The organism is Microcystis aeruginosa NIES-2549 (assembly GCF_000981785.2).
Lineage (GTDB): Bacteria > Cyanobacteriota > Cyanobacteriia > Cyanobacteriales > Microcystaceae > Microcystis > Microcystis aeruginosa_C.
In genome coordinates this window covers 2058635-2080704 of the sequence record NZ_CP011304.1, presented here as the reverse complement: position 1 = coordinate 2080704, position 22070 = coordinate 2058635, and the positions used below count along the sequence as shown (strand labels likewise).

The 22070-nt window shown below is 37.2% G+C and carries 24 protein-coding genes; 13 read left to right on the top strand and 11 right to left on the bottom strand.

The window, feature by feature from the left end; translation table 11 throughout:
• Positions 1–354: 354 nt before the first annotated feature.
• Entirely contained in the window at positions 355–609 is a 255-nt protein-coding gene (locus tag myaer_RS10260) for a hypothetical protein (protein WP_046662014.1), read from the bottom strand.
• 550 nt (positions 610–1159) lie between these two features.
• Here myaer_RS10260 and myaer_RS10255 point away from each other — a divergent pair.
• From myaer_RS10255 to myaer_RS10245, 3 genes are read left to right on the top strand one after another with little or no spacing between them, the layout of a single operon-like run.
• A complete protein-coding gene (locus tag myaer_RS10255) occupies positions 1160–1462 on the top strand; it encodes a DUF433 domain-containing protein (protein WP_046662013.1) in 303 nt (100 codons plus the stop codon).
• A 15-nt stretch (positions 1463–1477) separates the two neighbouring features.
• Positions 1478–1951 (top strand): PIN domain-containing protein, encoded by a 474-nt coding sequence (locus myaer_RS10250; protein WP_046662012.1) that lies wholly within the window; start codon positions 1478–1480, stop codon positions 1949–1951.
• Positions 1932–2111 carry a hypothetical protein gene (locus tag myaer_RS10245; protein WP_002747316.1) on the top strand — a complete coding sequence of 60 codons (180 nt, stop codon included), beginning with the start codon at positions 1932–1934 and terminating at the stop codon, positions 2109–2111. Before myaer_RS10250 ends, myaer_RS10245 begins: the two co-directional genes overlap by 20 nt.
• Positions 2112–2181: 70 nt before the next feature.
• On the opposite strand, the gene myaer_RS10240 is transcribed toward myaer_RS10245, so the two are convergent.
• From myaer_RS10240 to myaer_RS10215, 6 genes are all read right to left on the bottom strand, one after another.
• Positions 2182–2646 (bottom strand): DUF3368 domain-containing protein, encoded by a 465-nt coding sequence (locus myaer_RS10240; protein ID WP_046663694.1) that lies wholly within the window; start codon positions 2644–2646, stop codon positions 2182–2184.
• Between the two features lie 5 nt (positions 2647–2651).
• Positions 2652–2891 (bottom strand): UPF0175 family protein, encoded by a 240-nt coding sequence (locus myaer_RS10235; RefSeq protein ID WP_002754053.1) that lies wholly within the window; start codon positions 2889–2891, stop codon positions 2652–2654.
• Between the two features lie 182 nt (positions 2892–3073).
• Entirely contained in the window at positions 3074–4165 is a 1092-nt protein-coding gene (locus myaer_RS10230; RefSeq protein WP_046662011.1) for a hypothetical protein, read from the bottom strand.
• A 32-nt stretch (positions 4166–4197) separates the two neighbouring features.
• Positions 4198–5667, bottom strand: coding sequence for a hypothetical protein (locus myaer_RS10225; RefSeq protein ID WP_046662010.1), 1470 nt, complete (start codon positions 5665–5667; stop codon positions 4198–4200).
• A gap of 16 nt (positions 5668–5683) precedes the next feature.
• A complete protein-coding gene (locus myaer_RS10220) occupies positions 5684–6040 on the bottom strand; it encodes a hypothetical protein (protein ID WP_046662009.1) in 357 nt (118 codons plus the stop codon).
• 125 nt (positions 6041–6165) lie between these two features.
• Complete coding sequence (locus myaer_RS10215) at positions 6166–6351, bottom strand: hypothetical protein (protein ID WP_002754073.1); 186 nt, start codon at positions 6349–6351, stop codon at positions 6166–6168.
• Between the two features lie 246 nt (positions 6352–6597).
• Here myaer_RS10215 and myaer_RS10210 point away from each other — a divergent pair, with 246 nt between their 5' ends.
• On the top strand, positions 6598–7947 hold the full coding sequence (locus myaer_RS10210) for an AAA family ATPase (protein WP_046662008.1): 1350 nt from the start codon (positions 6598–6600) through the stop codon (positions 7945–7947).
• Positions 7948–8112: 165 nt separating this feature from the next.
• Here the strand turns inward: myaer_RS10210 and pheT are convergent, their stop codons facing one another.
• Positions 8113–10548, bottom strand: a complete 2436-nt coding sequence (gene pheT / locus myaer_RS10205) for a phenylalanine--tRNA ligase subunit beta (protein ID WP_046662007.1) — start codon at positions 10546–10548, stop codon at positions 8113–8115.
• Between the two features lie 170 nt (positions 10549–10718).
• Between pheT and myaer_RS10200 the strand changes: the two genes are divergently transcribed.
• Entirely contained in the window at positions 10719–12059 is a 1341-nt protein-coding gene (locus myaer_RS10200; protein ID WP_008199447.1) for a DNA cytosine methyltransferase, read from the top strand.
• On the opposite strand, the gene myaer_RS22005 is transcribed toward myaer_RS10200, so the two are convergent.
• Together myaer_RS22005 and myaer_RS10190 are read right to left on the bottom strand one after the other, a co-directional pair.
• The gene (locus myaer_RS22005; protein ID WP_235614839.1) at positions 12051–12821 is read right to left on the bottom strand and encodes a hypothetical protein; all 771 of its coding nucleotides are present in this window, start codon (positions 12819–12821) and stop codon (positions 12051–12053) included. The genes myaer_RS10200 and myaer_RS22005 overlap by 9 nt on opposite strands.
• Entirely contained in the window at positions 12802–13047 is a 246-nt protein-coding gene (locus myaer_RS10190; RefSeq protein ID WP_002749478.1) for a helix-turn-helix domain-containing protein, read from the bottom strand. Before myaer_RS10190 ends, myaer_RS22005 begins: the two co-directional genes overlap by 20 nt.
• Before the next feature lie 191 nt (positions 13048–13238).
• Between myaer_RS10190 and myaer_RS10185 the strand changes: the two genes are divergently transcribed.
• From myaer_RS10185 to myaer_RS10165, 5 genes are all read left to right on the top strand, one after another.
• A complete protein-coding gene (locus myaer_RS10185) occupies positions 13239–13871 on the top strand; it encodes a 2OG-Fe(II) oxygenase (protein ID WP_046663689.1) in 633 nt (210 codons plus the stop codon).
• 27 nt (positions 13872–13898) lie between these two features.
• Positions 13899–14678 carry an ABC transporter ATP-binding protein gene (locus myaer_RS10180; RefSeq protein WP_080949735.1) on the top strand — a complete coding sequence of 260 codons (780 nt, stop codon included), beginning with the start codon at positions 13899–13901 and terminating at the stop codon, positions 14676–14678.
• A 456-nt stretch (positions 14679–15134) separates the two neighbouring features.
• The gene (locus tag myaer_RS10175; RefSeq protein WP_016517080.1) at positions 15135–15398 is read left to right on the top strand and encodes a HypC/HybG/HupF family hydrogenase formation chaperone; all 264 of its coding nucleotides are present in this window, start codon (positions 15135–15137) and stop codon (positions 15396–15398) included.
• A gap of 135 nt (positions 15399–15533) precedes the next feature.
• Positions 15534–16646 (top strand): hydrogenase formation protein HypD, encoded by a 1113-nt coding sequence (gene hypD / locus myaer_RS10170; RefSeq protein ID WP_046662006.1) that lies wholly within the window; start codon positions 15534–15536, stop codon positions 16644–16646.
• 92 nt (positions 16647–16738) lie between these two features.
• On the top strand, positions 16739–17092 hold the full coding sequence (locus myaer_RS10165; RefSeq protein ID WP_046662005.1) for a hypothetical protein: 354 nt from the start codon (positions 16739–16741) through the stop codon (positions 17090–17092).
• On the opposite strand, the gene myaer_RS10160 is transcribed toward myaer_RS10165, so the two are convergent.
• Positions 17089–17586: an HNH endonuclease gene (locus tag myaer_RS10160; RefSeq protein WP_046662004.1), complete on the bottom strand. Its 498-nt coding sequence runs from the start codon at positions 17584–17586 to the stop codon at positions 17089–17091. The genes myaer_RS10165 and myaer_RS10160 overlap by 4 nt on opposite strands.
• Positions 17587–17926: 340 nt before the next feature.
• Here myaer_RS10160 and myaer_RS10150 point away from each other — a divergent pair, with 340 nt between their 5' ends.
• The 3 genes from myaer_RS10150 to myaer_RS10140 are packed head-to-tail and all read left to right on the top strand — an operon-like array spanning position 17927 to position 22034.
• Positions 17927–19573: a serine/threonine protein kinase gene (locus myaer_RS10150; protein WP_046662002.1), complete on the top strand. Its 1647-nt coding sequence runs from the start codon at positions 17927–17929 to the stop codon at positions 19571–19573.
• 40 nt (positions 19574–19613) lie between these two features.
• The gene (locus tag myaer_RS10145) at positions 19614–20372 is read left to right on the top strand and encodes a hypothetical protein (RefSeq protein ID WP_046662001.1); all 759 of its coding nucleotides are present in this window, start codon (positions 19614–19616) and stop codon (positions 20370–20372) included.
• Positions 20373–20381: 9 nt separating this feature from the next.
• On the top strand, positions 20382–22034 hold the full coding sequence (locus myaer_RS10140; protein WP_046662000.1) for a hypothetical protein: 1653 nt from the start codon (positions 20382–20384) through the stop codon (positions 22032–22034).
• Positions 22035–22070 lie beyond the last annotated feature (36 nt).

Below are 22070 nucleotides of genomic sequence, written 5' to 3'. Positions count from 1 at the left end.
TGTTCATATCTCTCTTTAATGGTTACGAGTATCAACAGTATTTTATCTTATGTTTATTGAATTCGTCAATAGACAACAAATAAAGTGCATTATACTTTGTTAATGCAGCCGATAATAAGAGCGATCACACTTCCAATATTCTGCCAAATGTGATCGCAAATTCCCATTTTTACAGAAAAAATGATAATATAAAACTCAAATTTGAACTATTGTTGTGGAAAGATACTAAGATGACAAAGTTACAATTAATTCAAGCAAAAATTGAAAGCCTTACTTCTGATTAATTTTTGTATTTAAGAAATTGGATCAATAAGTTAGACGATCAACAATGGGAAAAACAAATTGAGGAAGATTTCATAGCTGGAAAACTTGATTTTCTAATTGACGAAGCATTATTTGAAAAAAGTAAAAATTAATCACTCTAACAATATGTAAACGAATAATTTTAGGGCGATTTTCCCTATCATCATAATGACAATTAACGGCATTTTTTACCATTTCTCGTAAAGATTGTAAATCATCGGCTTCGGTAAAAATAGACTCGCCTAATGCCCTTGCTGTATATCCCCCTTCCGGTGCATCTTCCACTAAAAAAACTATTTCTGTCATATTTCCTTCTTTACTCTCTAAATTTTTGCAGTAATTTTAATTATAGTTTGTTTAGTTTTTTATATAGCACTTTTTAAAGCTTACAAGATTAGCGTTCGCCGTTTATCAACCCTAATCGCCTCTTTATTGCCAAAATGTAGTTAAACAAAGTGCAACCCAACACCAACCAAATAATACTAAATCCGTTGAGTATATGCTACATATCAGGAGAGGCAAGAGGCAGAAGGCAAGAGGCAAAAGGGGGAATAAATAATCAGTTTTTAATAACCGAATTTAGTATAAATTAATAGTTGATCATGTTGGGTTTCGTGCCTCAACCCAATCTACCAAATCGGCGATCGCACTATGTTACAAGTTACTCAAAAATATATTCGCAATTGGTTTACTCACTGTTGCTACTGTACCTCATAAGTTAGAGAATTGCTATAGTTGATCCTGTTGGGTTTCGTGCCTCAACCCAACCTACAATATCGGCGATCGCACTGATGTTGCCTTACTGGGAAAAAATGGTATAATAACAAGGATTGATTGATCTTATTGGCAAGTAATTATGTCATCTTTAGTTATCTCACAACATATTGAAATCACTTCTGGTATCTGTGGCGGAAAACCTCGTATTGCTGGACATCGAATTAAAGTTCAAGATATTGTAATTTGGCATGAAAGAATGGGAATGTCACCAGATGAAATTATTTATCATCATCCTACTATCACCCTAGCAGATGTTTATGCGGCCTTGGCCTATTACCATGACAATCGAGAAGAAATTAGACGACAACTTGAAGCAGGAGAAACTTTTGCTAAACAACTACAAGGCAACAAACCATCTTTAATTGAGAAAATATTAAATTGACGAGCTAAAATCGTTATGAAACAACTTAGAATTTATATCGATACATCAGTCATTGGAGGCTGTTTAGATGATGAATTTTCCTTAGAGTCCAATCAATTGATGGAAGCCATTAAGCAAGAAAAGTTTATTTTGTTAATGAGTGATATCATTGTTAGCGAATTAATTAATGCCCCCCAAGCGGTTAAAGATATTTTATTATCGATTCCGCAGAGAGTTATTGAAGTAGTTAAGATAACACCTGAAGTTTTACAGTTAAGGGATGCTTATATCAATGAAGGAGTTGTTACATCAAAGTCTATTAATGATGCTACTCATGTAGCGGCTGCTACAATAGCTAGAGCGGATGCAATCATATCATGGAATTTTAAACATATTGTGCGCCTAGATAAAATGAAAGGCTATAATCAAATTAATTTACTTAATGGCTACGGGATTTTGACTATTATTTCTCCTTTAGAGGTAACAATTGATGAAGCCAACGACAATTAAAAAAAGTTTTGACTGTTTAGCTTTTAAACAAACCAGTCAAGAAAAAATGGCTGAAGACATGAAAAATCTCAGCTATTCAGATCAGATTGAATATCTTCAAAAAAAGATTAATGAAAGTGATTTAAAGTTATGGTGGGAATCCATCAATAACAAGAAATAAGGCGCATTATACTCTGTTAATGCACCCGACAAAATAAGCGTGCTGCTACGCAGTGCCTTCAGTATCACACTCAGTCTCCAAAAATGCTCTCAAATATCTCACGCTTGACTCTAAAGTTAATTTCTCTAAGTCTTTGATAAAAACTCTCCAAATTTTCAATTTCTATCTTTCCTTCTTTGAGAAGTTTACGAATAATCGCTAAAGTTCCTTTAACATTTAAGCCTAAGTGTAGTGCTTCTTTTCTTGCTGCAAAGTCATCTTGTAATTCTATTCCTAAAGTAATGGCATCAGATTCACCTTTTCCTAAACGTTCATTTAAACTATTTGCTAGAGAGATTAATTTAATATTTAGGATAATTAATTTCTGTTGATTGATCAGCTTATTAAGAGTCTCTGAAGATTGATCTTGTTTGGCATTAATTTCTTGTTGTACGGTTGCAGGCAAATAAAAATTATCATTAGAATCTAGGTATCTTTCTAAAAATCCTAACTGAGACAAAAAGATTAAAGGGGAAGAATTGAAAACAATTTTCATAGAGATTACCATTTTTTTTCTCTATCTATGTCTTCTGTAGTAAGATAAGAAAAATCGATTCCCATTAATTCTAAAATTTTCAAGAACATTTCTGTATCCATTTCCATGATTTCTGCGGCTTTATGAAGACTGATGATGCGAGAAACTAAAGCACCCACTACAAAAATAAATTGTTCTTTTTGTTCAATATTATCAAATAATTGAATTTCGGCGGCAATTTCTTGAAAAGTAATCGAAGTATTCATTGTCTTGCTAAGTTTTATTAATTAAGACATATCTAACTTAATTTTAACGCAAAATCAACCCAACAAACTGCCCTTATCTCAATCTTTTAAATTATAGACAACAAATAAGGTGCATTAACAAAGTATAATGCACCCGATAAGAAAAGCGATTGTGCTACAAGATTAGTACTCACTTTACAGGTCTATGAATTTAGGTATAGTTTATATCTTTCATCAGTCATAGAGTCTGGAAGAAATAAACACTCGTTCATAAAATCATCTAACTCATAAACATAATTATATAATTTTCTAAGCTGCTCATTTAATTCAAGGTCTTGTCCTTGAAATCTTAATTGATTTTGTATTCCTAACAATTGAATTTGCTTTTGTATTTTGATACCTCTCAATCGGTTTAGTTTAGATTTAAGGCGTTTTAGTTCTGGTGTTAAAATATCATGACGGACTTCAACTAATTGATCATAATCTGCAAAAACCGCAGTATATTTATAATGCTTTTTACTCGAACTCGAAATTTGTTTTCTAAAATCTATAAAGTCAAAAATTAACCGATCTAGAGTTAAAATCACACCACTTTCATTTATATTCGGAGGTCTCTTGAAACATAAAGTTCTACTAGAATAGTTTTTGAGAGTCTGTTCTGAATCATTTTGAAGATTGCCATCAATTGGTTGGGTGGGTATTCCTAATAATGCTAATAATTCAGATACTGCTGAATTAATTTTCAAATATGTTTTCTCTTTTTCATTATTTTTTATATCTAACACTTCTATCCATGCAGTGTATTCAACACCTGTTCTAAAACCAATAATAAATTCATCTCCAAATTTTTTCCTGAACTCCAAAAAATCAGAAGAATTAGATAGAATATTTTCTGCTTCAGCCGATAACTTGGGGTGCGTAATTCTGTAAGCAGTATTCTTCAACTGATAGTTGAGCAGAATATATAAATTATTTTCTTTCATTTCTACACTTCTAAAATAACCTCCTTTTGCACTTGCAGATAAAATACATGGAATGTCCAGTCCAGATCCCTCACCTCCAATTTTAAAATCAATGTTTGCAGAAAGGCTTAATGACTTTGATAGCATAGCCTCATTTTCTATATGAGCAAAAGAACAAGACTCTTCCACGGGAACTTGTTCAGATTGTATGCTATCTTCATTAACATTACTCAAATCTATAGCACTATTGGGTAAGAGAATATTTTTTAAGGAATCAAACCCCATGCCTAGAGTCTCGCCTTGATTAGAACATTCTCTTTCTTGCATTTTCATGGTAAACCTCTTTTGGAACTTAATTTTAAAATTTAGTTTTTGTTTGTTTTTTTACGAGAAATTGGAGGGAGATAGATAACTGTTTTAAAAGTATTAACTCCTGACATATCGTGTCTTTCTTGATCGAATCTTTTGTTATGCTCTTTTAAATACCATTGCTCAAATTTCTCATACTCTAGAATTTCAAATTTGGTGTCATTACTGTGTCTAATTCTTTGAACCCATTCTAACCTTTCCATTCTATTAAGAATTTTTTCATATCCACGTTTAAATGACTGATTATCTTGAGAAGATAACATCAGTTTTTTACAATTTATTACATGACCTTGATGATCTTGACTATTGATAGAACCAATTCTAAAATGATCAATACTATCCCATAAATTTTCTAAAAAATCTTGTCTTCTTCCTCGAATTGTAAAGGTGTTATTTGTACGGATAAAAATCTGAAAAGTTCTTTGAAGTCCTGCAAGTACACCATATATAATTCCATTAGGGAGTCCAGCAATAGAACGAACAATAGTAGATATTGTATGACCAGTAACTTCGATTAGATGGGGTAAGAAATTTCTTATTCCCAGAGTTGTTTTATTTTTTACCAAAATAAGAGCATTTATAACGGTTCTAAATCTATCTCTCTTAATTGTTTCTGGATTAAGTCCGATTAAAACTGATGTACAGTCTAGTATAGAGGCAATAAAAACAGCAAAGATTGCATTCTTATCTCCTTCCAGCAGTTTTACAAAAGGTAATAAAAAGAAATTTTGCGTTCCTGCTTGTTTTTCTAGCTCCTCTCGAGTATTTTGGGGAATTTCTTCAGAGAAAAGTGATATAACCTTTCCATTTTCTAGATAAATTTTTTCGGCTGTCCATTTGCCAAAGTTTTCTCCTTTATTTTTAAGAAAATCATTAAACGTCTTAACTTTCCCCGCTAACTTCCCCCTTTCCTGTTTGAGTGTACTTATCTTGTTGTCAATTGCGATTTTTCGTGGATCATCTTCACAACCGTAGAATCCGCCGAATTCTCTTTTACAGATATCTGTTCTGTCTTCTTCTGCATTTTTTATCTCCTCTTCAAGTTCCGAGTAGCGATTATTCTGATCTTGATATTTTTTATTAGCTTGGATAAGTCTCACGATTTCCTCACTCTGTTTTATAGCAGAAGTTGTTTCTGATAATTTTTCTCGACTAATGCCTTCGTAAAGAGAGAAAAAGCTTGTATAGATACTGAGCAATGTATAAACAAAAACTAATAACCATAAGGTAAAACGTGATCTTAGTGCGTGTTCACCCAATAAAAAAAGCCACAATATAAATAGCTGAATGCCTAATCCAAAAAAAAGATAAGCTGGAAATTTGAATGAGCCTATTCCTAATAGGTCTAAATGGCCTAGTAAAATTCTAGTTCCATTGACTGTTGTTGTAAAACTAACTATCTGAAATAGTAATAATATGATGAATAGCGATAATTTACTTACACGTTTCTTAAATTTCTGAAGCACGTTCGAGATTCCCTTGTTAACGATTTGTACATTTAAAGATAATTTGTGATGCTAATACTGTTGCTAAGTTAGGTAATATCATGTTAGCGTATTCTAAGGCCTCACGACAGTATCGAGAATCCTTCTCTACCATATTTAGATAATTTTCTGCACATCTAAAAACCATATTCATATAAGTTGCTTTTTGAGTAGAACTACTAACAATATATCCGTCGCCAACATTAGTGTTTAGATATGAATAATACGCATCCCAACACAACCTTTTAGTAGCTGTTTGCGCATTAGAAATTTTTGGTTGTAATAAAATTTGAGAATTGAATATAATGGTTGTCAAAATAAAAACCATAGTTAGTTTTTTTGTTTTGCTTTTCATGACTAATATTATTTAGGGTTGAGTAAAAATTATCTTGGATTGTGCATCGTAAACTTTACGACAGATTCAGTTTTGATCTGCTACATTGATATTTTTGAGTGATTAACAATGTCCGACATTTGAATCTACCCCCCCGAATACTTGATACCAACTTGACTTAAAATCTGAACCACTTTACTCGCGTCATAACTGGGGACTTCTATCTGATCCCCTGAAATTGAGGCATTTGAACCCAATGAACCGACGATTTTTGCCTTAGCTTCTGATTTTTTAGAATCGAGCGCATATTTGTCTAAAACGAACTTCGTCATAAAATACCTACGTTAAACTGAGACATAAGCAATAATACTTAGAACTAGCGTCGCTGAGTTAGATGTGGTTAGTTTTAGGTCTGTTTTGCTTAACTACATTCCATCATGCCAAACGCTTCCAAAAAGTGACAACCCCTAAACATCGGATTTTATCGGGAGTTTTGTCGGGTAAATTTTTCTGAAAATTGGAAAAAGTGGGATTTAGTTGGGCTATAATACCCAAAAGTCTTTTGCTGTGTCGATTGTATGAATATCACGGAAGTCTTACAACTGATTGACGAACGCCTTATTGAGCGAGATAAAAAGCCGCTAAATACTATCCAGAAGGCTATTTTTGAAGGGAGTTGGCAAGGACAGAGTTATCAAGAAATAGGTAACGAATATCACCGCAGTGAGACTCATATTAGAGAGGAAGGTGCTAAATTATGGAAGCTTTTATCAGAGGTTTTAGAAAAAGATATAAAAAAATCTACTTCCCGTTCTGTCTTAGAAAGAGTGTATATTAAATCATTAAAAAATTCTAATATTTATAGTATTAATGGCAATAATAATAATCTTTGTCCTACAGAAAATACAAGATTGTATAACGAAAATGACTTAAATAGTAATAATAACTCTCAATCTGAATCAATCTATCATGATCTAACCCTTGCTCCCCAAATTATTGACTTTTATGATCGAGAAAATGAACTGGCAACAATCTCGAACTGGGTGTTTAAGCAAAATACTCGCTTAATTGCCGTTTTGGGATTATGGGGAATAGGAAAAACCACCCTAGTTAAACGATTTATTGATCTCAATTTAGAACAATTTGAAGTGGTGATTTGGAAAAGTTTAAAATTTCCTAAGTCTTTAGATTTATGGCTAAATGATTTATTGAATACTTGCCAAAAAGAACCGAAAGAAAGCACCGATAATAAAATCCAGCAATTGTTAGAAGTTCTAAGCAATCATAAATGTTTAATCGTCTTAGATGATTTTCAAAATCTTTTTGCTGTTGGTCAAATGGCGGGTAATTATCAACCTGAATATAGTAGTTATCAACATTTTTTAAAACTGATTGCAGAAATCCAACACCAGAGCCATTTTATTCTCATTAGTCAAGAAAAATCGGCGGAAATGAACTATCTTAATCAAGAAAATTCTCCTATTCAATGCTTAGAATTATCAGGATTTGAAGCGATTGATTTTCTTGAAAATAAAGGTTTACAAGATGGGGAAAGATGGTTAGAATTAATTCAATTATACGAAGGTAATCCTTTTTATTTAACTGATATTGCCGTTTTGATTAAAGATGTTTTTGATGGCAAGGTTAATGATTTCTTGGCAGAAAATAGCTTAGTTATTACTAAAAAAATGCAGTCTCATTTAAAACAAATTTTTGGTCGCTGTTCTCCCCTTGCCCAACAAATCGCCTTAGAATTAAGTAAAGTTAATCAACCTTTATCTAGAGAGGAGTTAAAAAATAACCTAGATTTATCTGCTAGTGATTTAATCAATGGTTTACAATCCTTGCAACAACGTTATTTAATTCAAAGGGAGCAAAACCGATTTCAATTATCATCTATTTTTAAAGCGTATATCAAAAGCGATTGATTGTAATATTTCTTAGAGGAGATCGAGTCTAAAAAAGAACCATTCCAACCTCTTAAACTGATTGGTAACAATTAGAGGCAATCAGCGATATTGATAGCGATGTGTGAGATTATTCTTGAGATAATATAAAGTCGATGTCTGATAACTGATAATTGATCGCTGAATTTAACTTCTTAAAGAAACTTGGAACTGTTTAACTAAAGCTTCTCGCACTTTTGTCATTAAGGGTTCCACATCTTCATCGGTTAAAGTTCGATCGCTGGCACGATAGACTAAACTAAAGGCCAAACTACAATGATTTTCTGGCACATTCTGCCCCTGATAGCGATCGAATAATTCGACTTTTTCTAAAAGAGTTCCCCCAGCATTTTTGATAGTTTTTGTCAATCTATCTACGGGTATATCTGTAGAAACAAAGAAGGCGATATCTCGTGCTGCCCCCGGATAGGTAGAATAGACCTGTAAACGCGGGGTAATTTTGGCACTATCGCTAAGAGTTGCTAACAGGATCGGGAACCGGATTTCAAAGGCATAAACTGCCTCAATTAATCCCTTTTGCTGACGCAATTGCGGGTGTAGTTGACCAAAAATTCCTAGTCGTTGTTTACCAATCCATAAAGAGGCTGTTCGTCCGGGATGAAAACGCGCATCTTCGGCATATTTTTCGTAGCTTACTGTCAGCGAAAGGCGATCGAATACTGCTTCTAAAATGCCTTTTGCTTCATACCAAGTCATGGCCACCTCTTTACCCGATCGCAGCCAACGTCCGGCCGGGAAGAAATCACCGCCAAAAATGCCAGCAATCGCATCGTATTCGTTGATATTATCCGATTCTGAGCGGAAAACTCGCCCGATCTCGAAGCCATTTAAGGAACCGTTACCCTGAGACTGATTATACTCAAACGCTTCGATTAAACCGTCGAGGAGATTAGTCCGCAAAGCAGAATACTCGACAAAAAGGGGATTAGCGAGGACAACTTCCGCTAATTCCGGTTTAACTAGGGAATACTGGACTAATTCCGTCAAACCCACTGCGCGAAAAGCTTCCCGTACCCGACGCTGTATAGTTTCCTCAAAGGATAATCCTCCGGCTGCGGTTTTTGCTGGCAAAGTATCGACAAAGCGATCATATCCGTACAGTCGCGCCACTTCTTCAATTAAGTCAATTTCTCGTTCTAAATCCCGATAACGGTAGTCTGGCACTGTCACAGTCCACAGAACAGGATTTTTCGAGGTTAACTGCAATTCACAGCCTAAATTGCCTAAAATCCGTTCCACATCTTCGGCGAGAATTTCACCGATCGCACCATTATCTAGGGTAACTTGACCCAGTAGCTGCTGCAAACGTTCTAAACGCAATTCGATCAAACGACTGGACTGATCGGCACGATAATCAGCTTTAACCTGACTGCTGACAGTTCCCCCAGCTAACTCTAGAATTAAATCGATCGCCCTTTGACAAGCATATTCCAAAGCGGCGGGATTAACACCGCGTTCATAGCGTCCAGAAGATTCGCTGCGTAAACCCTGCGCTTTTGAGGAACGACGGATAGCGATCGGATCGAATAAAGCCGACTCTAGCACAAGATTAACGGTTTCCTCGTTAACTTCCGTATCTTGACCTCCCATCACCCCCGCTAAAGCTACCGGCTTATTATTGGCAGTAATTAACAAATTAAGCTCTTTTAAGCTTCTTTCCTGACCATCAAGGCTAATAATTTTTTCCCCTTCCTCGGCAAAACGGACCCCAATAGTAACGGATTTACCTCCGGCAAAACTTTGTAAACGATCGCGATCGAAAGCGTGTAAAGGTTGTCCCCACTCCAAGAGGACATAATTAGTAATATCGACCACATTATTGATCGATCGCAGTCCGGCTGCCTGTAAACGCTGTTGCAACCATAGCGGAGATGGGCCAATTTTTACCCCCTCGATCACCGTACCAATATAAGCAGGACAGGCTGTATTTTCTGATATTTCCAGCGTTAAATCTTTTTTAGGGGAAAATTCCCCTAATTTCACTTTTGGTAGGCTTAATTCTCCTCCTGTCAAAGCCGCCACTTCTCGCGCAACTCCGATCATACTCAAAGCATCGGCACGGTTAGCGGTGGGAGAAATATCTAAAATCACCTCATCGAGTCCTAAAAGGGGACGAACATCTGTACCTAAAGGGAGATTTTCCTGACTAAAAATGTGGATTCCTTCAGAATCCTTAGTTAATCCTAATTCTGCGAGGGAACAGATCATCCCTTCCGATTTTACCCCCCGCAATTTAGCCGGTTTAATCGTTAAATTGATTTTTGGTAAATGAGTTCCCAAAGTAGCCACGGGAACTAGAATATCAGCCCTAGCATTGGGCGCACCACAGACAATTGTACTAGGGTTTTCCTGACCGATATCCACCTGACAGACACTTAATTTATCTGCGTTGGGATGGGGTTGGCGATCGATAATTTTACCAATAACCACACCCTTTGCCCATTCTCGGCGATCCTCGATCTCTTCCACTTCTATTCCCGCAATTGTCAATAATTCGGCTAATTCTTGGGGAGATTGGACAATTTTGACTAATTCTCGTAACCAGTTGATCGAAATCCGCATCGTTAATTCTTGCTTGCCGTTGGTTCTTAACTATTGTAAACGGTGGGTTGTCACCGCGACTGGGTTGACAGGAAAGATCGCTTTCAGGTTTGCTGGGGATACTCATTTTTAAAAGTTGCCTTCAGCCAATTATTATTATAGACTATAAGTTACATGGAGTAAGAAAATCGATGAGGAAAGCAATCAGTCTATTTGCCTGTGGTGGAATTGGAGATATGGCTCTTCGCTCTGGGGGATTTGAAGTTGTAGTGGCGAATGAATTATTGAAAGATCGTGCAGAAGTATTTAAATTTAACCACCCAGAATCATTAATGATTATTGGGGATATATGGGATACAAAAAATGAGATAGTCGCAGAAACAAAGCAGCGACTCTCTGGACAAAATTTAGACATTGTTTTTGCGACTCCTCCCTGCCAAGGTATGTCTAGAAATGGCAGAGGTAAGCTGCTTAATTCTATTCGTAAAGGCTCAAAAAATGAAATCGACCAGAGAAATTTATTAATCATTCCCACCCTAGAAGTTTTTCTGGCTAGTGGAGCAGAAACACTGGTCATGGAAAATGTGCCAGAAATGCAAAATACTTATATACCCTTTCCCGAGAAAGATGATTATTTGGTAAATATTTTATGTTATATAAAACAGCGTATTGGTGATAAGTTTTTAAGTTCGATTAGCATTATAGATTTTGCTGATTATGGAGTCCCGCAGAATCGTCAACGACTTATTTCAATATTTACTAAAAATGAGAAACTGAAGAATTATTTAAAAAAGAACAATTCTCTTTTTCCTAAACCAACTCATAGTAAAGAAGGATTAGAACTTCCCAGATGGAAAACTGTTCGAGACGCAATATATCATTTACCACCACTTGACTCTCAACGAACAGAAACTGCTAAATCAGATGATATACCATATCACTATGTACCCCTATTAGATGAAGAAAAATATTTTTGGATCAGTAATACACCAGAAGAAAAAAGTTCATTTGATAATCAATGTATTAACCCTGTTTGTAGATATAATGGTAATCCAACACACAGCGCACGCAAAAATAATGAAGGAATTAATCGAGCTAGTACAGAAACCCCCCTTTACTGCCTTAAATGTGGACACATTCTTCCTCGTCCATGGGTTAAAGAAGATGGAAAATACAGGTTGATGAAAGGTTATACCAGTGCCTATAAAAGAATGAGTTGGGACGCACCAGCCAGTACAATTACACGAAATCTCTCCTATGCTTGTAGTGACAATAAACTACATCCTATTCAAAATAGAGTATTATCTCTGTATGAAGCAATGATTCTTCACACAATTACCGAATACCCATTTTCATGGAAACGGGCAGATGACAAAAGAGTTAGTGATAAACTAATTAGAGAGTTAATTGGCGAAAGTATCCCACCTGCTGGATTACAAAAAATATTTGATCATTTAGTATCCATCCTCAATGATGATTGTTCTCTTGAGGAGCAAATCAAGGAAAAATATGAGCAGCTCTGTCTATTTTAAAATTAAATTGTCTTTGTTATATTTGTTGACAAAATTAATATATCTATCGTCATTCTTTATCATAATCCAGTTTTTATACATTTTCTTAACGCCTTGTCGTGACATAATTGAGACGCTAGTTGTTCTTCCACCGCCTTCTTTTGGCTGAACAATTTTACCCCAATCATTGTCAGTTAAGTTGTTGCCAAAAAAGACAGCAACTATTTGAGGTATAGTATTCTCAAAATCCCAGAGAATGCCAATAAGATTGTTAGTTTCTCTATGGTGAGCCTTCCAATCATAGCTTTTCATTACCTCGATTCTTGTGTCTCCCATATCGGGTTTTTCTTTTCCAGTCTTCTTTAATTCTCTTGGTGTAGGAACACTGCCACAAGTGGCTTTAACCTCTACTCCCCCATTAGCAAATGGACTAAATGGAGACTTATCTCGCATTCGTCTTTCTTGGGAAAGTTGTTCAAAAAAAACTTTGCCATTCTTATCCATTAACAGCAAATCTGGATAGCCGTCTTGATGCGGATTGTTGATAAATAATCCCTGGGATTTATTGGCAAATTCTATGGCAAATAGCTCACCAATAAATGCAGAAAGATTTCTTATACCTAGAATTCTAAATATATCTACGGGTATATCTTGGACTATTTTTTTAACAACAGAATGACATTCAACTAATGAATGCTCAAATATGACTTTATCGATAGTTATTTTCTGACCCTGTTTTGAGAAAAAGCTGGTATCAGAATGTTTATTTATGATATAACTCATTAATTTCTTCCGCAACAGTATTGACAAAAGTAACAATATCCATGTCCAGAGCTGAAATAATTTGTTCTAAGGAGTCCAAAGTAATGTTTCTTACTCCCCTTTCAACTCCAGATATGTAGGTTCTGTCAAGATTAGCTCTATACCCTAAAGCTTCTTGACTCAGATTACGTTTCTTCCGCAATTTTCTTACAGTCACAGCAACAGCAGTGACTAGCTTTCCTGCCATATATAAACTACCAAAGAAGATATTGAAATTCTCTACAGTCCATTTTCCTTCTATGATGACTATTAATCTACGGACTATAAGTCACAAAAGCTGATTCTGAATAAACCTGTATTCGGGAGCGGCAAAAACTCTGATTTTGTGTTTGACTAAAAATGTATCCTAAAGATTGCCATACCGTTGCGATTCTATCCGTGCCTTACTATTCCCAATATCCCGACGCTTTTACTCCCAGTTATCTGAGCGAACTACAAGGACAGATTCTCGCTTGTCCCCACTTCACAGTTAACAATTTAAATCGAGATTTCGTTAAAACCAAAGGCTTTTCTATCGCTTTTCGACGCACACAAATCAGCGAAGTTGCACGAATGTTTCCCTATTTTAAACCCTATCTTGATCGCAGTTTACAAGCTGACTGCAACGCTTTTTATCTTAATCCCTTACTCCTACAAACCGGTTCACGCGTCGATCCCCATATCGATCGCTCCCTGCGCTCCTATTGTAAAACAATCGATCCTCCGCTTCTAGTTAGCGTCCTTTATGTGCAGGTTCCTAAAGATATTCAAGGGGGGGAACTGGTACTAGCAACAGGCAATCGTTCCGTGGCCCAGATTCGTCCTTGTGCTAACACCCTGATCTTATTTCAAGGAGATCTCACCCATTCAGTTAATCCCGTTAGCTGTTCCGGTATTCGTCTCAGTCTTGTCTGCGAACAATATCGTTTAGATGCCGAAGAATTGCGAGAGATTCCCGAAATGCAGATAGAATCGCGAACCATAAAACCAGAAAAGAAAAAAAAGAAAGATCGGGTCATTGCCCTACAATAAAAGGGGATTTTTGTAAAGATATTCTAGATGGTGATGCGCGAACCGATCGTCGAATTAAGGGGAGTAACCAAAGCTTTCGGCAAGAAAGTAATCTTAAATAACGTCGATCTGAAAGTGTACGAAGGGGAAGCGATCGGCGTGATCGGTCCGTCTGGTACGGGAAAATCGACGATTTTGCGCTTAGTCGCCGGATTACTGGCCCCCGATCGGGGAGAAGTGTACATCTACGGCACAAAACGCCAGAGAACCGTAGAACAGGGGGAAGATCCCCTCGGTGTTGGTCTAGTTTTCCAACAATCGGCCCTTTTTGACTCCCTCACCGTCGGGGAAAATGTCGGTTTTGCTCTCTATCGCCACTCAAAGCTAAAACGAGCCGAAATCCGGGATTTAGTGGAAGAAAAACTCGATTTAGTGGGAATGTCTGGTTCCTACGACCTCTATCCCTCTGAAATATCCGGAGGGATGCGAAAACGCGTCAGTTTAGCCAGAGCAATTATCAGCGATCCCTCGATCGCCGCCGATCGACCGAACATTCTCCTGTACGATGAACCCACTGCCGGACTCGATCCCGTCGCTTCTACCCGCATCCAGACGGTAATTATGGAACTTCTCAAGCTAAAAAAAGCCTGTGGGGCCCATCTCATCGTCACCCACGTCCACAGCACCATCGAAAATACCACCGATCGCATCGTTTTTCTCTATAAAGGTCAATTTCAATGGGTTGGACCGACTCAAGAGGCTTATCACTCCGAAATCCCCGTACTCAAGCAATTTTTTACCGGCAGTATCGACGGACCGATTCAGTAAACTGCCAATTGACAGAAGTGGGAAGTGGGAAGTGGGGAGAATAAATAAAAGCTGGCTCCTGAATACTGACTGCTGCCTTTTGCCTCTTGCATGAGTGCCGCTTGCCTTCAGAAGCTAATCAGTGAAATCCCCCGATTTCTCCCGCAAGATCTAGTCCCTAATACAAAAGTTTTACCCTTGCCGGGATAATGTCCAGAGTCTGGGACAGGGGAAATCTTAAAAAAGATACGAGAAAAAAAGCTGTTCTTGAGGGCAATAGTCCAGAATGGCAGGTAAGAGCAAGTAAAAAGGATAACCTTTGACTAGGTTTTCCTTTTCGGGAGCCGGTCGTCGGTCGTCAATACCAAATTAGGTTATACTTCATCTTTATGAGAAGGGCTGTCAGTTGATATTACTGCAATATCTAGCCAAAAAATCGGCGCATAATTAACAAAAACTAGATTTAAGGTAAAAACTATGTGTTTAGGCATACCGGGACAAATTACGGCAATTATTGATGAAAACCATCATCTCGCTCTCGTCGATGTGGGGGGTGTAAAAAGAGAAGTAAATATCGCTTGTATTGTTGATGAAGACCATCCCGCTAATACTTGTGTAGGGGATTGGGTATTAGTTCATGTGGGTTTTGCCATGAATCGAATCGATGAAGATGAGGCGCAAGAAACCTTAAATTTATTAACACAATTAGCGGAATTAGAGGCAGAATTTAATCATAATTAACGTTCTTAATTAGTTAGCCATAAATTAATGCTGTTGTCTATCTATAAGAAATGTAAATTACGGCAATTATTACTGACTACCGACTCCAGTATTAACTTTACTTTTGTCCAACCACTTATAGAGAGAAAGCTTGTTATGAAATACGTTGATGAATTTCGTGAGCCAGTTAAAGCGGCAGGATTAATTCAACAAATTAAACAATTATCGATAAGAATCTCTGAAAAGCGGGAAAAAGTTACTAAAATTATGGAGGTTTGTGGAGGTCATACCCACTCAATTTTTAGATACGGTATCGAGGCCATACTTCCGGAAACTATCGAATTAATTCATGGTCCTGGATGTCCCGTTTGTGTGCTGCCGCGAGGTCGTTTAGATGATGCCATTTTTCTGGCACAACAACCGAACGTAATTCTGACAACTTTTGGCGATACTATGCGTGTCCCCGGTTCCCATTTGAGTCTGCTGCAAGCGCGAGCAAAAGGTGATGATATTCGCATGGTTTATTCTCCTCGCGATGCCTTAAAAATTGCCAGAGAAAATCTTGATAAAGAAGTAATATTTTTAGCCTTAGGGTTTGAAACAACCGTTCCTAGCACAGCTTTAACCGTTTTAGAAGCGCAAAGAGATGGCATCACTAATTTTAGTTTATTTTCTAATCATGTGGTGATTATTCCCGCTCTGAAAGCTTTGTTAGATAACCCAGATTTACAGTTAGACGGTTTTGTTGGTCCCGGTCATGTTAGCATGGTAATTGGCACAGAACCCTATCAAGTTATTGCCCAAGAATATCATAAACCTGTAGTAGTTTCTGGGTTTGAACCTTTGGATATTCTCCAATCAATTTGGATGGTATTAAAACAATTAGATGAGCAGAGATGTGAGATCGAAAATCAGTACAATCGAGTGGTACAAAATCAAGGAAATAGAGTCGCTTTATCGGCAATCAACCAAGTTTTTGAACTGCGGGATCAGTTTGAATGGCGAGGTTTAGGAGAAATTGCTCAAGGAGGATTAAAACTGCGAGATGAGTACAGTAATTTTGACGCGGAGAAGAAATTTACCTTACCCAATCAGCGCGTTAAAGATCACAAAGCTTGTCAGTGTGGCGAAATTCTTAAAGGTGTTTTAAAACCCTGGGAATGTAAAGTATTTGGGACTGCTTGTACTCCAGAACATCCCATCGGTACTTGTATGGTTTCTAGTGAAGGTGCTTGTGCCGCTTATTATAAGTATGGTAGAAATCAGTAAAAAAATTTTACTGATTAGGGTAGGGTCCTTTCCGGTGAGAAAACGCTAAAATTCTTACCAGAAGAAATTAACAGTCTCTCGGTGATAAAAAAATGAAGATCAAAAATAATCTGGGTTTATTTGGCTTAACTACCTCTCTACTGCTAGTTATCGCTTCGGAAATTGTTTTTGCTTCCCAAGAACAAACCCTAGAACTGCAACCAAGTCAACCCCCCAGTGCCGATTTTTTCAAACCCGTTACTAATCTAATTAAAGATTTAAACCATCAGGGAGTAACCATCACCGATCCTAATGATCCCATGGCGGTGCGCTACCGAGTCAATTCCCCCTGTCCTGGTTGTGCGGTTTATCTAGGCACGGGAGTTGCCAATCCTCGCACCCAGACTAATAATAATGGCATGGGAATCAATTTTGGTCTTGGTTTCACCATGCCTTTCTCACCCTAAATGCCGATGACATATTTACGCCATTCGTGATTGTGATTGCCCCTGGTGTGCTTTAATAGCTCAAAGTGGAGACTACTGTAGGGACGACGCGGCTGGGCGCGCAGGGACAGATTGGCCTCTTTTGGTGTACGATTGCCCTTATGCACATTACAACGCACACAAGCCGCCACTAAATTTTCCCAGGTATCACCCCCTCCGCGGGAACGGGGAATCACATGATCGATGGTTAATTGTTCACCTCGGTAGAGACAGTATTGACAGGTGTGATGGTCTCGTTCGAGAATATTACGACGGGTTAAAGGAATTTCCTTGTAGGGAACACGGACGTATTGCCTAAGACGGATAACGGAGGGTAGGGGTAAGTCACGACAAACCACTTTTCCGTTATGTTCTAGGGATTCAGCTTTTCCTTTCAACAATAAAACGATCGCGCGCCGCCAACTGGTGATATTTAGCGGTTCGTAGGAGGCATTCAACACGAGAACCTTGCTCATAGGTGTCTGGAGATCGCTTGAATTTACCCCGCATGGTAACACAGATCCCTGAGATGGGAACCTATTATTCACTGTTGGGGAAGTGGGGAGCTTTTTTCATTGCGATCGCCGATCTGGTAGAGGTGCTTCCTCAAGTCACGCCTCTCACCCTATCTTCTCCTAGCAAATCTGGCAGCTTAACTGGAAAATTTGACGGGTGGGGGAGATCAATATTTTCAAAATAAAAATGTCCAGAGGTAGAAAACTTCACTAATTTTTGATAGCATCGTTCAAACAAGGCATTTTGGCCAGAAATGACTCTGGGCAAATGTCCTGACTTATTTCGCTGAGAGGTCTATCCATGACTACTTTCCCCGATTTTCGTCAATTTGGTTATGAAGTGACAGAATGCCTGAACAACAATGCCACAGGCGGCAGGATTACCTATAAGGCTCTTGATCTTAACTCACAGCAAGCGGTGGTGATTAAGCAGTTTTGTTTTGCAAAAACTAACAACTGGGATGAGTACAAGGCGATTGAGCGAGAAATTGAGGTACTGCGGGGGTTAAAGCATCCAGGAATACCAAAATTTCTGACTAAATTTGATCCGGGGGATGGGTTATGTTTTGTACAGGAATATAAGAATGCCGCTCCTTTATCAAAACCTCGCACGTTTAGCCCAGAAGAAATTAAGGATATTGCTAATCAAATTTTAGAAATCTTGATCTATTTACAAAATCAGATTCCTATCATTATACATAAAGATTTAAAGCCTGAAAATATTTTAGTAGATGATAATATTAAGGTTTATTTAATTGATTTTGGTTTGGCACGAATTGGTAATAATACAATGGCATTTAGTACCATGATGGGCGGTACTTTGGGATTTATGCCACCAGAACAAGTTCATAATCAAAAGTTAACAGAAGCGTCTGATTTGTATGGTTTAGGGGCAACCTTAATCTGTTTAATTACCAAAAATAAGACATCCGATATTGGAAAATTAGTCAATTTTTCCACAAATCGTATTATTTTTAAAGTTCGGGTTCCCAAGTTTAGTTTTAAGTTTATTCAATGGCTGGAAAAAATGGTTGAACCTGAGCCAGTGAATCGCTTTCCTGATGCAAAAACGGCGTTAGAGGCTTTACAACCGCTTTATATTGTTCGGATTCCTGATATTACTTTTGATAAGTCAGAATTGAGGTTTGTTGCTGGCAAAGTAGGGGAAAAGTTAAGCCAAACAATTACGCTAAAAAATACGGTTTCTGAGACGATTTTACAAGGGCAATGGTATGTTGCGCCTCATCCGAATGATCCGCCCCATACACCAGATGATCATGTCTGGATTCGCATTACTCCCAAACGGTTTGAAGCGCACTATGAGGAAGAGGTAACTTGCACGATTACGATTGATACAAGTAAACTCAAAGCAGATAAGATTTATCAGCGAGAAATTGTTTTAGAAAGTAATGCTAACGAGGAGCGCATCCGTTTTAATGTTTCTATTCAAACGGCAAAAATTAAATTTGATGTTGCTTTTCCTCCCTATCTAGCGTTGTTAGGTTTAGGTGTATTTTTAGCTTTTTCATCAGTAGGAATGTTTAATGTCTATGGTTGGAGTCTTGCTCACGATCAGAATTCGTTCGTTCAAATTTTTAGTGGACTTATGATAGGCGGTTTGTTAGGAGGGAGTTTAGGCGTAATTCTTGTAATCATTCTACGTCTTTGGATGAGATATTACAACGATTTATGGCATTTATTTTGTCAATTATTTTATGAAAAACCATTGAAAAACAGAGTGAGAGCAACTTCATATATTTTATTGACTTCTTGTGTAAGCATTTCCACAGGCTTAGGTTTTGTTAATGGCTTTAACACCTACCTTCTTACAGCAAGTGTTTTATCTACGGTTTCATTAACAGGATTGTCAATTTATCCACCCTTAAGATTAAACTATCTTAAATCTCAATACCGTCAACAAGAATCTCGAAAACTTATTGAGCCTTGATTTTTTAATTTATTTCTAACTTGTTTAAGGAGTTTTTAACATGACAACCATTGAATCCATTAACCCTGAAGATGATAAGTTTGCTCATCTCGTAGATGAAATTGTTCACTTAGCGGAGCAACCCAAAAATGATAAATTTTTGCACGCGCTTATATGGCCACAAGCAACAATTAACGCTGTGCGAATACACATATTAAAAAGTAACAACGAAGATTTATTGGGTAAATACAAAGAAGGGATTAAAATCTCAACATGGTATCTGATTGTATTTTCCCTGATTCAGGTTGGCATAGTCTTTTGTTTATTTAAACCAGTATTAGACTTGTTGACAGTAGTAATTTTCTTAAAGTTTGATGAATGGGATGACTTTTTTGTTAGGAGTTTTAATTCGTCAACAACAATGATAGGAATATTTTTGACTCTTGGACTTTTGTTTATCTATGGACGACATTATCAAAATTCTATACGTTTGACACCAACATTTTATGATTATATTAAACAAAGAAAAGATATAAGAATTTATAAATTGAGTGAGGAACTAAGGATTCTCAAGCAAAAATTTGAATTGAAAGAAAAAACTCAACAAACGCTTTTAGATGTAGTTGCTCAGGCGTATAATATTTTATTGGCCATGCAAACAAACAGAGCTTCTTTTGGAAAACAAGGGAAGGAATTATTGGAAATTATGGATTCAGTAATGCAGCGATTAGACCCTGATAATCCTTTACTTGGAAGCTCCTTACATCGTCCAATAGAGGCTGATCATAGTGAAGACATAAATGACCATCCCTTTCAATAAGAATAAATTATGTCCTATCCTTTTTCTCTCAAACCTATTCCCCTAGCTCAAAAAAGCAATAATCTAGGAAAGCCTAAACGGATTCCTCAAAGTCTTCAGTCAGTCTTAGCAAATCTTAATTCTGATGACGATAATGCTGATAATCCATACGATGGCGATAAAATTAAACCGGGAAAAAACAAAATTTATTTAGGACAAGCGGCATCCTATCCCGAAACAACAACTAGATATCCTTTTTGGTTGCCTGTAGATTTACTTTCTACTCATTTGTTTATTGGTGGAGCAATTGGATCTGGCAAAACTACTGTATTATTAAGATTAATTTCAGGGGCTTTAAAGTGGTATGGTACTGTCATTGTTTGCGAAGCTAAAGGCGGTATTAATGGCGGAAAAGAAGGCGCAGCATTTACCGATCTTGCCGATTACTTACAACAGAAATTTCCTGATATTATCCGTTATCGTTGGCCGCGTGGTAACTGCTGTTTTAACCCGTTGCGGTATCTCAACAATCCCCAAGATAGACGCGAATTTTTTGCAATGATTGCTCAGGTTATCGTTGAGCATTATCAACTGGATGGTGAAACAGTTGCCGTTGTCTATAATGCGGCCACAATTGCAGAATATCTGTTAATATATCTTCAAAATTTTGAATCAGAAAAAATACCAACATTAAGAAAATTAGTTCATTTATTGTATTTTCCAGATAAAGTCAAAGAAAAACTAAAAGAGAATGCAGCAAGGCAGGAAACCTCTTTAAAATCAAAAGATTTACAACTGTTAGAAGATATTGAACAACAACTTAACATGGCCAATTTCTTCTATCTTAATCAGCCTCAACTTACTTTAACAAGACGGGGGGTACAACTTTTTAAAGATATGTTAAACCATGAGGATTTATTAGAATATACAGAACCTCATCCAGACTTAAAAATGCTTGACTTGGATGACATTCTTTATCATCGCGCCCTCGTTATTTTAAGCCAACCACTCTCTAAATCATCATCAAATATTGTTGGTCCATTATTTTTAGACAACCTACTCACTCGTATTCTGGAACTAGGGCCAAATCCCCAACCCAAAGATGATAAACCCCGTGAAAAAATCTTAGCTATTCTTGATGAAACTCATCGGCTTCCTGTCGGTACATTGGGGCTTGCTGGTGACTATCTACGAGAATTTAATGTCGGTTTAGTTGAAGTCGCTCCCACTATTCCCGACAATCAAAAACGTTGGGAACAAAATAAGCACGTTTACCAAACCCTATTATCCTTAAGTCCTGGAATCCCAACTTTAACCAACCTAATGCGTGATAGATTACCTAACTTACCCATAAGTCCCACCATTCAGCGTTACAGTCCTAATGCTAGTGGAATTACAAAAGTACGATTAGAAAAGAGAGAAGATTATGAATTATCTTTAGGAGAAGATAATCCAGGTGTAGCGAATCGATCCTTACAAATGAGTGGTCGCTTTACGGGACTTTTACAATCGCCTCAACTTCAGGAAGAACGCAAACTTTTTTGGATAGATTTTGAGGATGAACTACTCGCTAATATTAAAACTCTGCTTAAAGATGCCCTAGCCCCTGATGCCACATCCCAGACTAGAAATTTAGTAGATTATGTGCTAGGATTAGACGAGTATAAACCGCTATCATCTTAAGGCTTGACTGATTATTACTTAGGAGAGTGATGAACT

What these genes read in the sequence shown, in the direction of transcription:
- myaer_RS10260 (WP_046662014.1), bottom strand. Translation starts at nt 609, where the DNA reads ATGACAGAAATAGTTTTTTTAGTGGAAGATGCACCGGAAGGGGGATAT.
- myaer_RS10255 (WP_046662013.1), top strand. Translation starts at nt 1,160, where the DNA reads ATGTCATCTTTAGTTATCTCACAACATATTGAAATCACTTCTGGTATC.
- myaer_RS10250 (WP_046662012.1), top strand. Translation starts at nt 1,478, where the DNA reads ATGAAACAACTTAGAATTTATATCGATACATCAGTCATTGGAGGCTGT.
- myaer_RS10245 (WP_002747316.1), top strand. Translation starts at nt 1,932, where the DNA reads ATGAAGCCAACGACAATTAAAAAAAGTTTTGACTGTTTAGCTTTTAAA.
- myaer_RS10240 (WP_046663694.1), bottom strand. Translation starts at nt 2,646, where the DNA reads ATGAAAATTGTTTTCAATTCTTCCCCTTTAATCTTTTTGTCTCAGTTA.
- myaer_RS10235 (WP_002754053.1), bottom strand. Translation starts at nt 2,891, where the DNA reads ATGAATACTTCGATTACTTTTCAAGAAATTGCCGCCGAAATTCAATTA.
- myaer_RS10230 (WP_046662011.1), bottom strand. Translation starts at nt 4,165, where the DNA reads ATGAAAATGCAAGAAAGAGAATGTTCTAATCAAGGCGAGACTCTAGGC.
- myaer_RS10220 (WP_046662009.1), bottom strand. Translation starts at nt 6,040, where the DNA reads ATGAAAAGCAAAACAAAAAAACTAACTATGGTTTTTATTTTGACAACC.
- myaer_RS10215 (WP_002754073.1), bottom strand. Translation starts at nt 6,351, where the DNA reads ATGACGAAGTTCGTTTTAGACAAATATGCGCTCGATTCTAAAAAATCA.
- myaer_RS10210 (WP_046662008.1), top strand. Translation starts at nt 6,598, where the DNA reads ATGAATATCACGGAAGTCTTACAACTGATTGACGAACGCCTTATTGAG.
- pheT (WP_046662007.1), bottom strand. Translation starts at nt 10,548, where the DNA reads ATGCGGATTTCGATCAACTGGTTACGAGAATTAGTCAAAATTGTCCAA.
- myaer_RS10200 (WP_008199447.1), top strand. Translation starts at nt 10,719, where the DNA reads ATGAGGAAAGCAATCAGTCTATTTGCCTGTGGTGGAATTGGAGATATG.
- myaer_RS22005 (WP_235614839.1), bottom strand. Translation starts at nt 12,821, where the DNA reads ATGAGTTATATCATAAATAAACATTCTGATACCAGCTTTTTCTCAAAA.
- myaer_RS10190 (WP_002749478.1), bottom strand. Translation starts at nt 13,047, where the DNA reads ATGGCAGGAAAGCTAGTCACTGCTGTTGCTGTGACTGTAAGAAAATTG.
- myaer_RS10180 (WP_080949735.1), top strand. Translation starts at nt 13,899, where the DNA reads ATGGTGATGCGCGAACCGATCGTCGAATTAAGGGGAGTAACCAAAGCT.
- myaer_RS10175 (WP_016517080.1), top strand. Translation starts at nt 15,135, where the DNA reads ATGTGTTTAGGCATACCGGGACAAATTACGGCAATTATTGATGAAAAC.
- hypD (WP_046662006.1), top strand. Translation starts at nt 15,534, where the DNA reads ATGAAATACGTTGATGAATTTCGTGAGCCAGTTAAAGCGGCAGGATTA.
- myaer_RS10165 (WP_046662005.1), top strand. Translation starts at nt 16,739, where the DNA reads ATGAAGATCAAAAATAATCTGGGTTTATTTGGCTTAACTACCTCTCTA.
- myaer_RS10160 (WP_046662004.1), bottom strand. Translation starts at nt 17,586, where the DNA reads ATGAGCAAGGTTCTCGTGTTGAATGCCTCCTACGAACCGCTAAATATC.
- myaer_RS10150 (WP_046662002.1), top strand. Translation starts at nt 17,927, where the DNA reads ATGACTACTTTCCCCGATTTTCGTCAATTTGGTTATGAAGTGACAGAA.
- myaer_RS10145 (WP_046662001.1), top strand. Translation starts at nt 19,614, where the DNA reads ATGACAACCATTGAATCCATTAACCCTGAAGATGATAAGTTTGCTCAT.
- myaer_RS10140 (WP_046662000.1), top strand. Translation starts at nt 20,382, where the DNA reads ATGTCCTATCCTTTTTCTCTCAAACCTATTCCCCTAGCTCAAAAAAGC.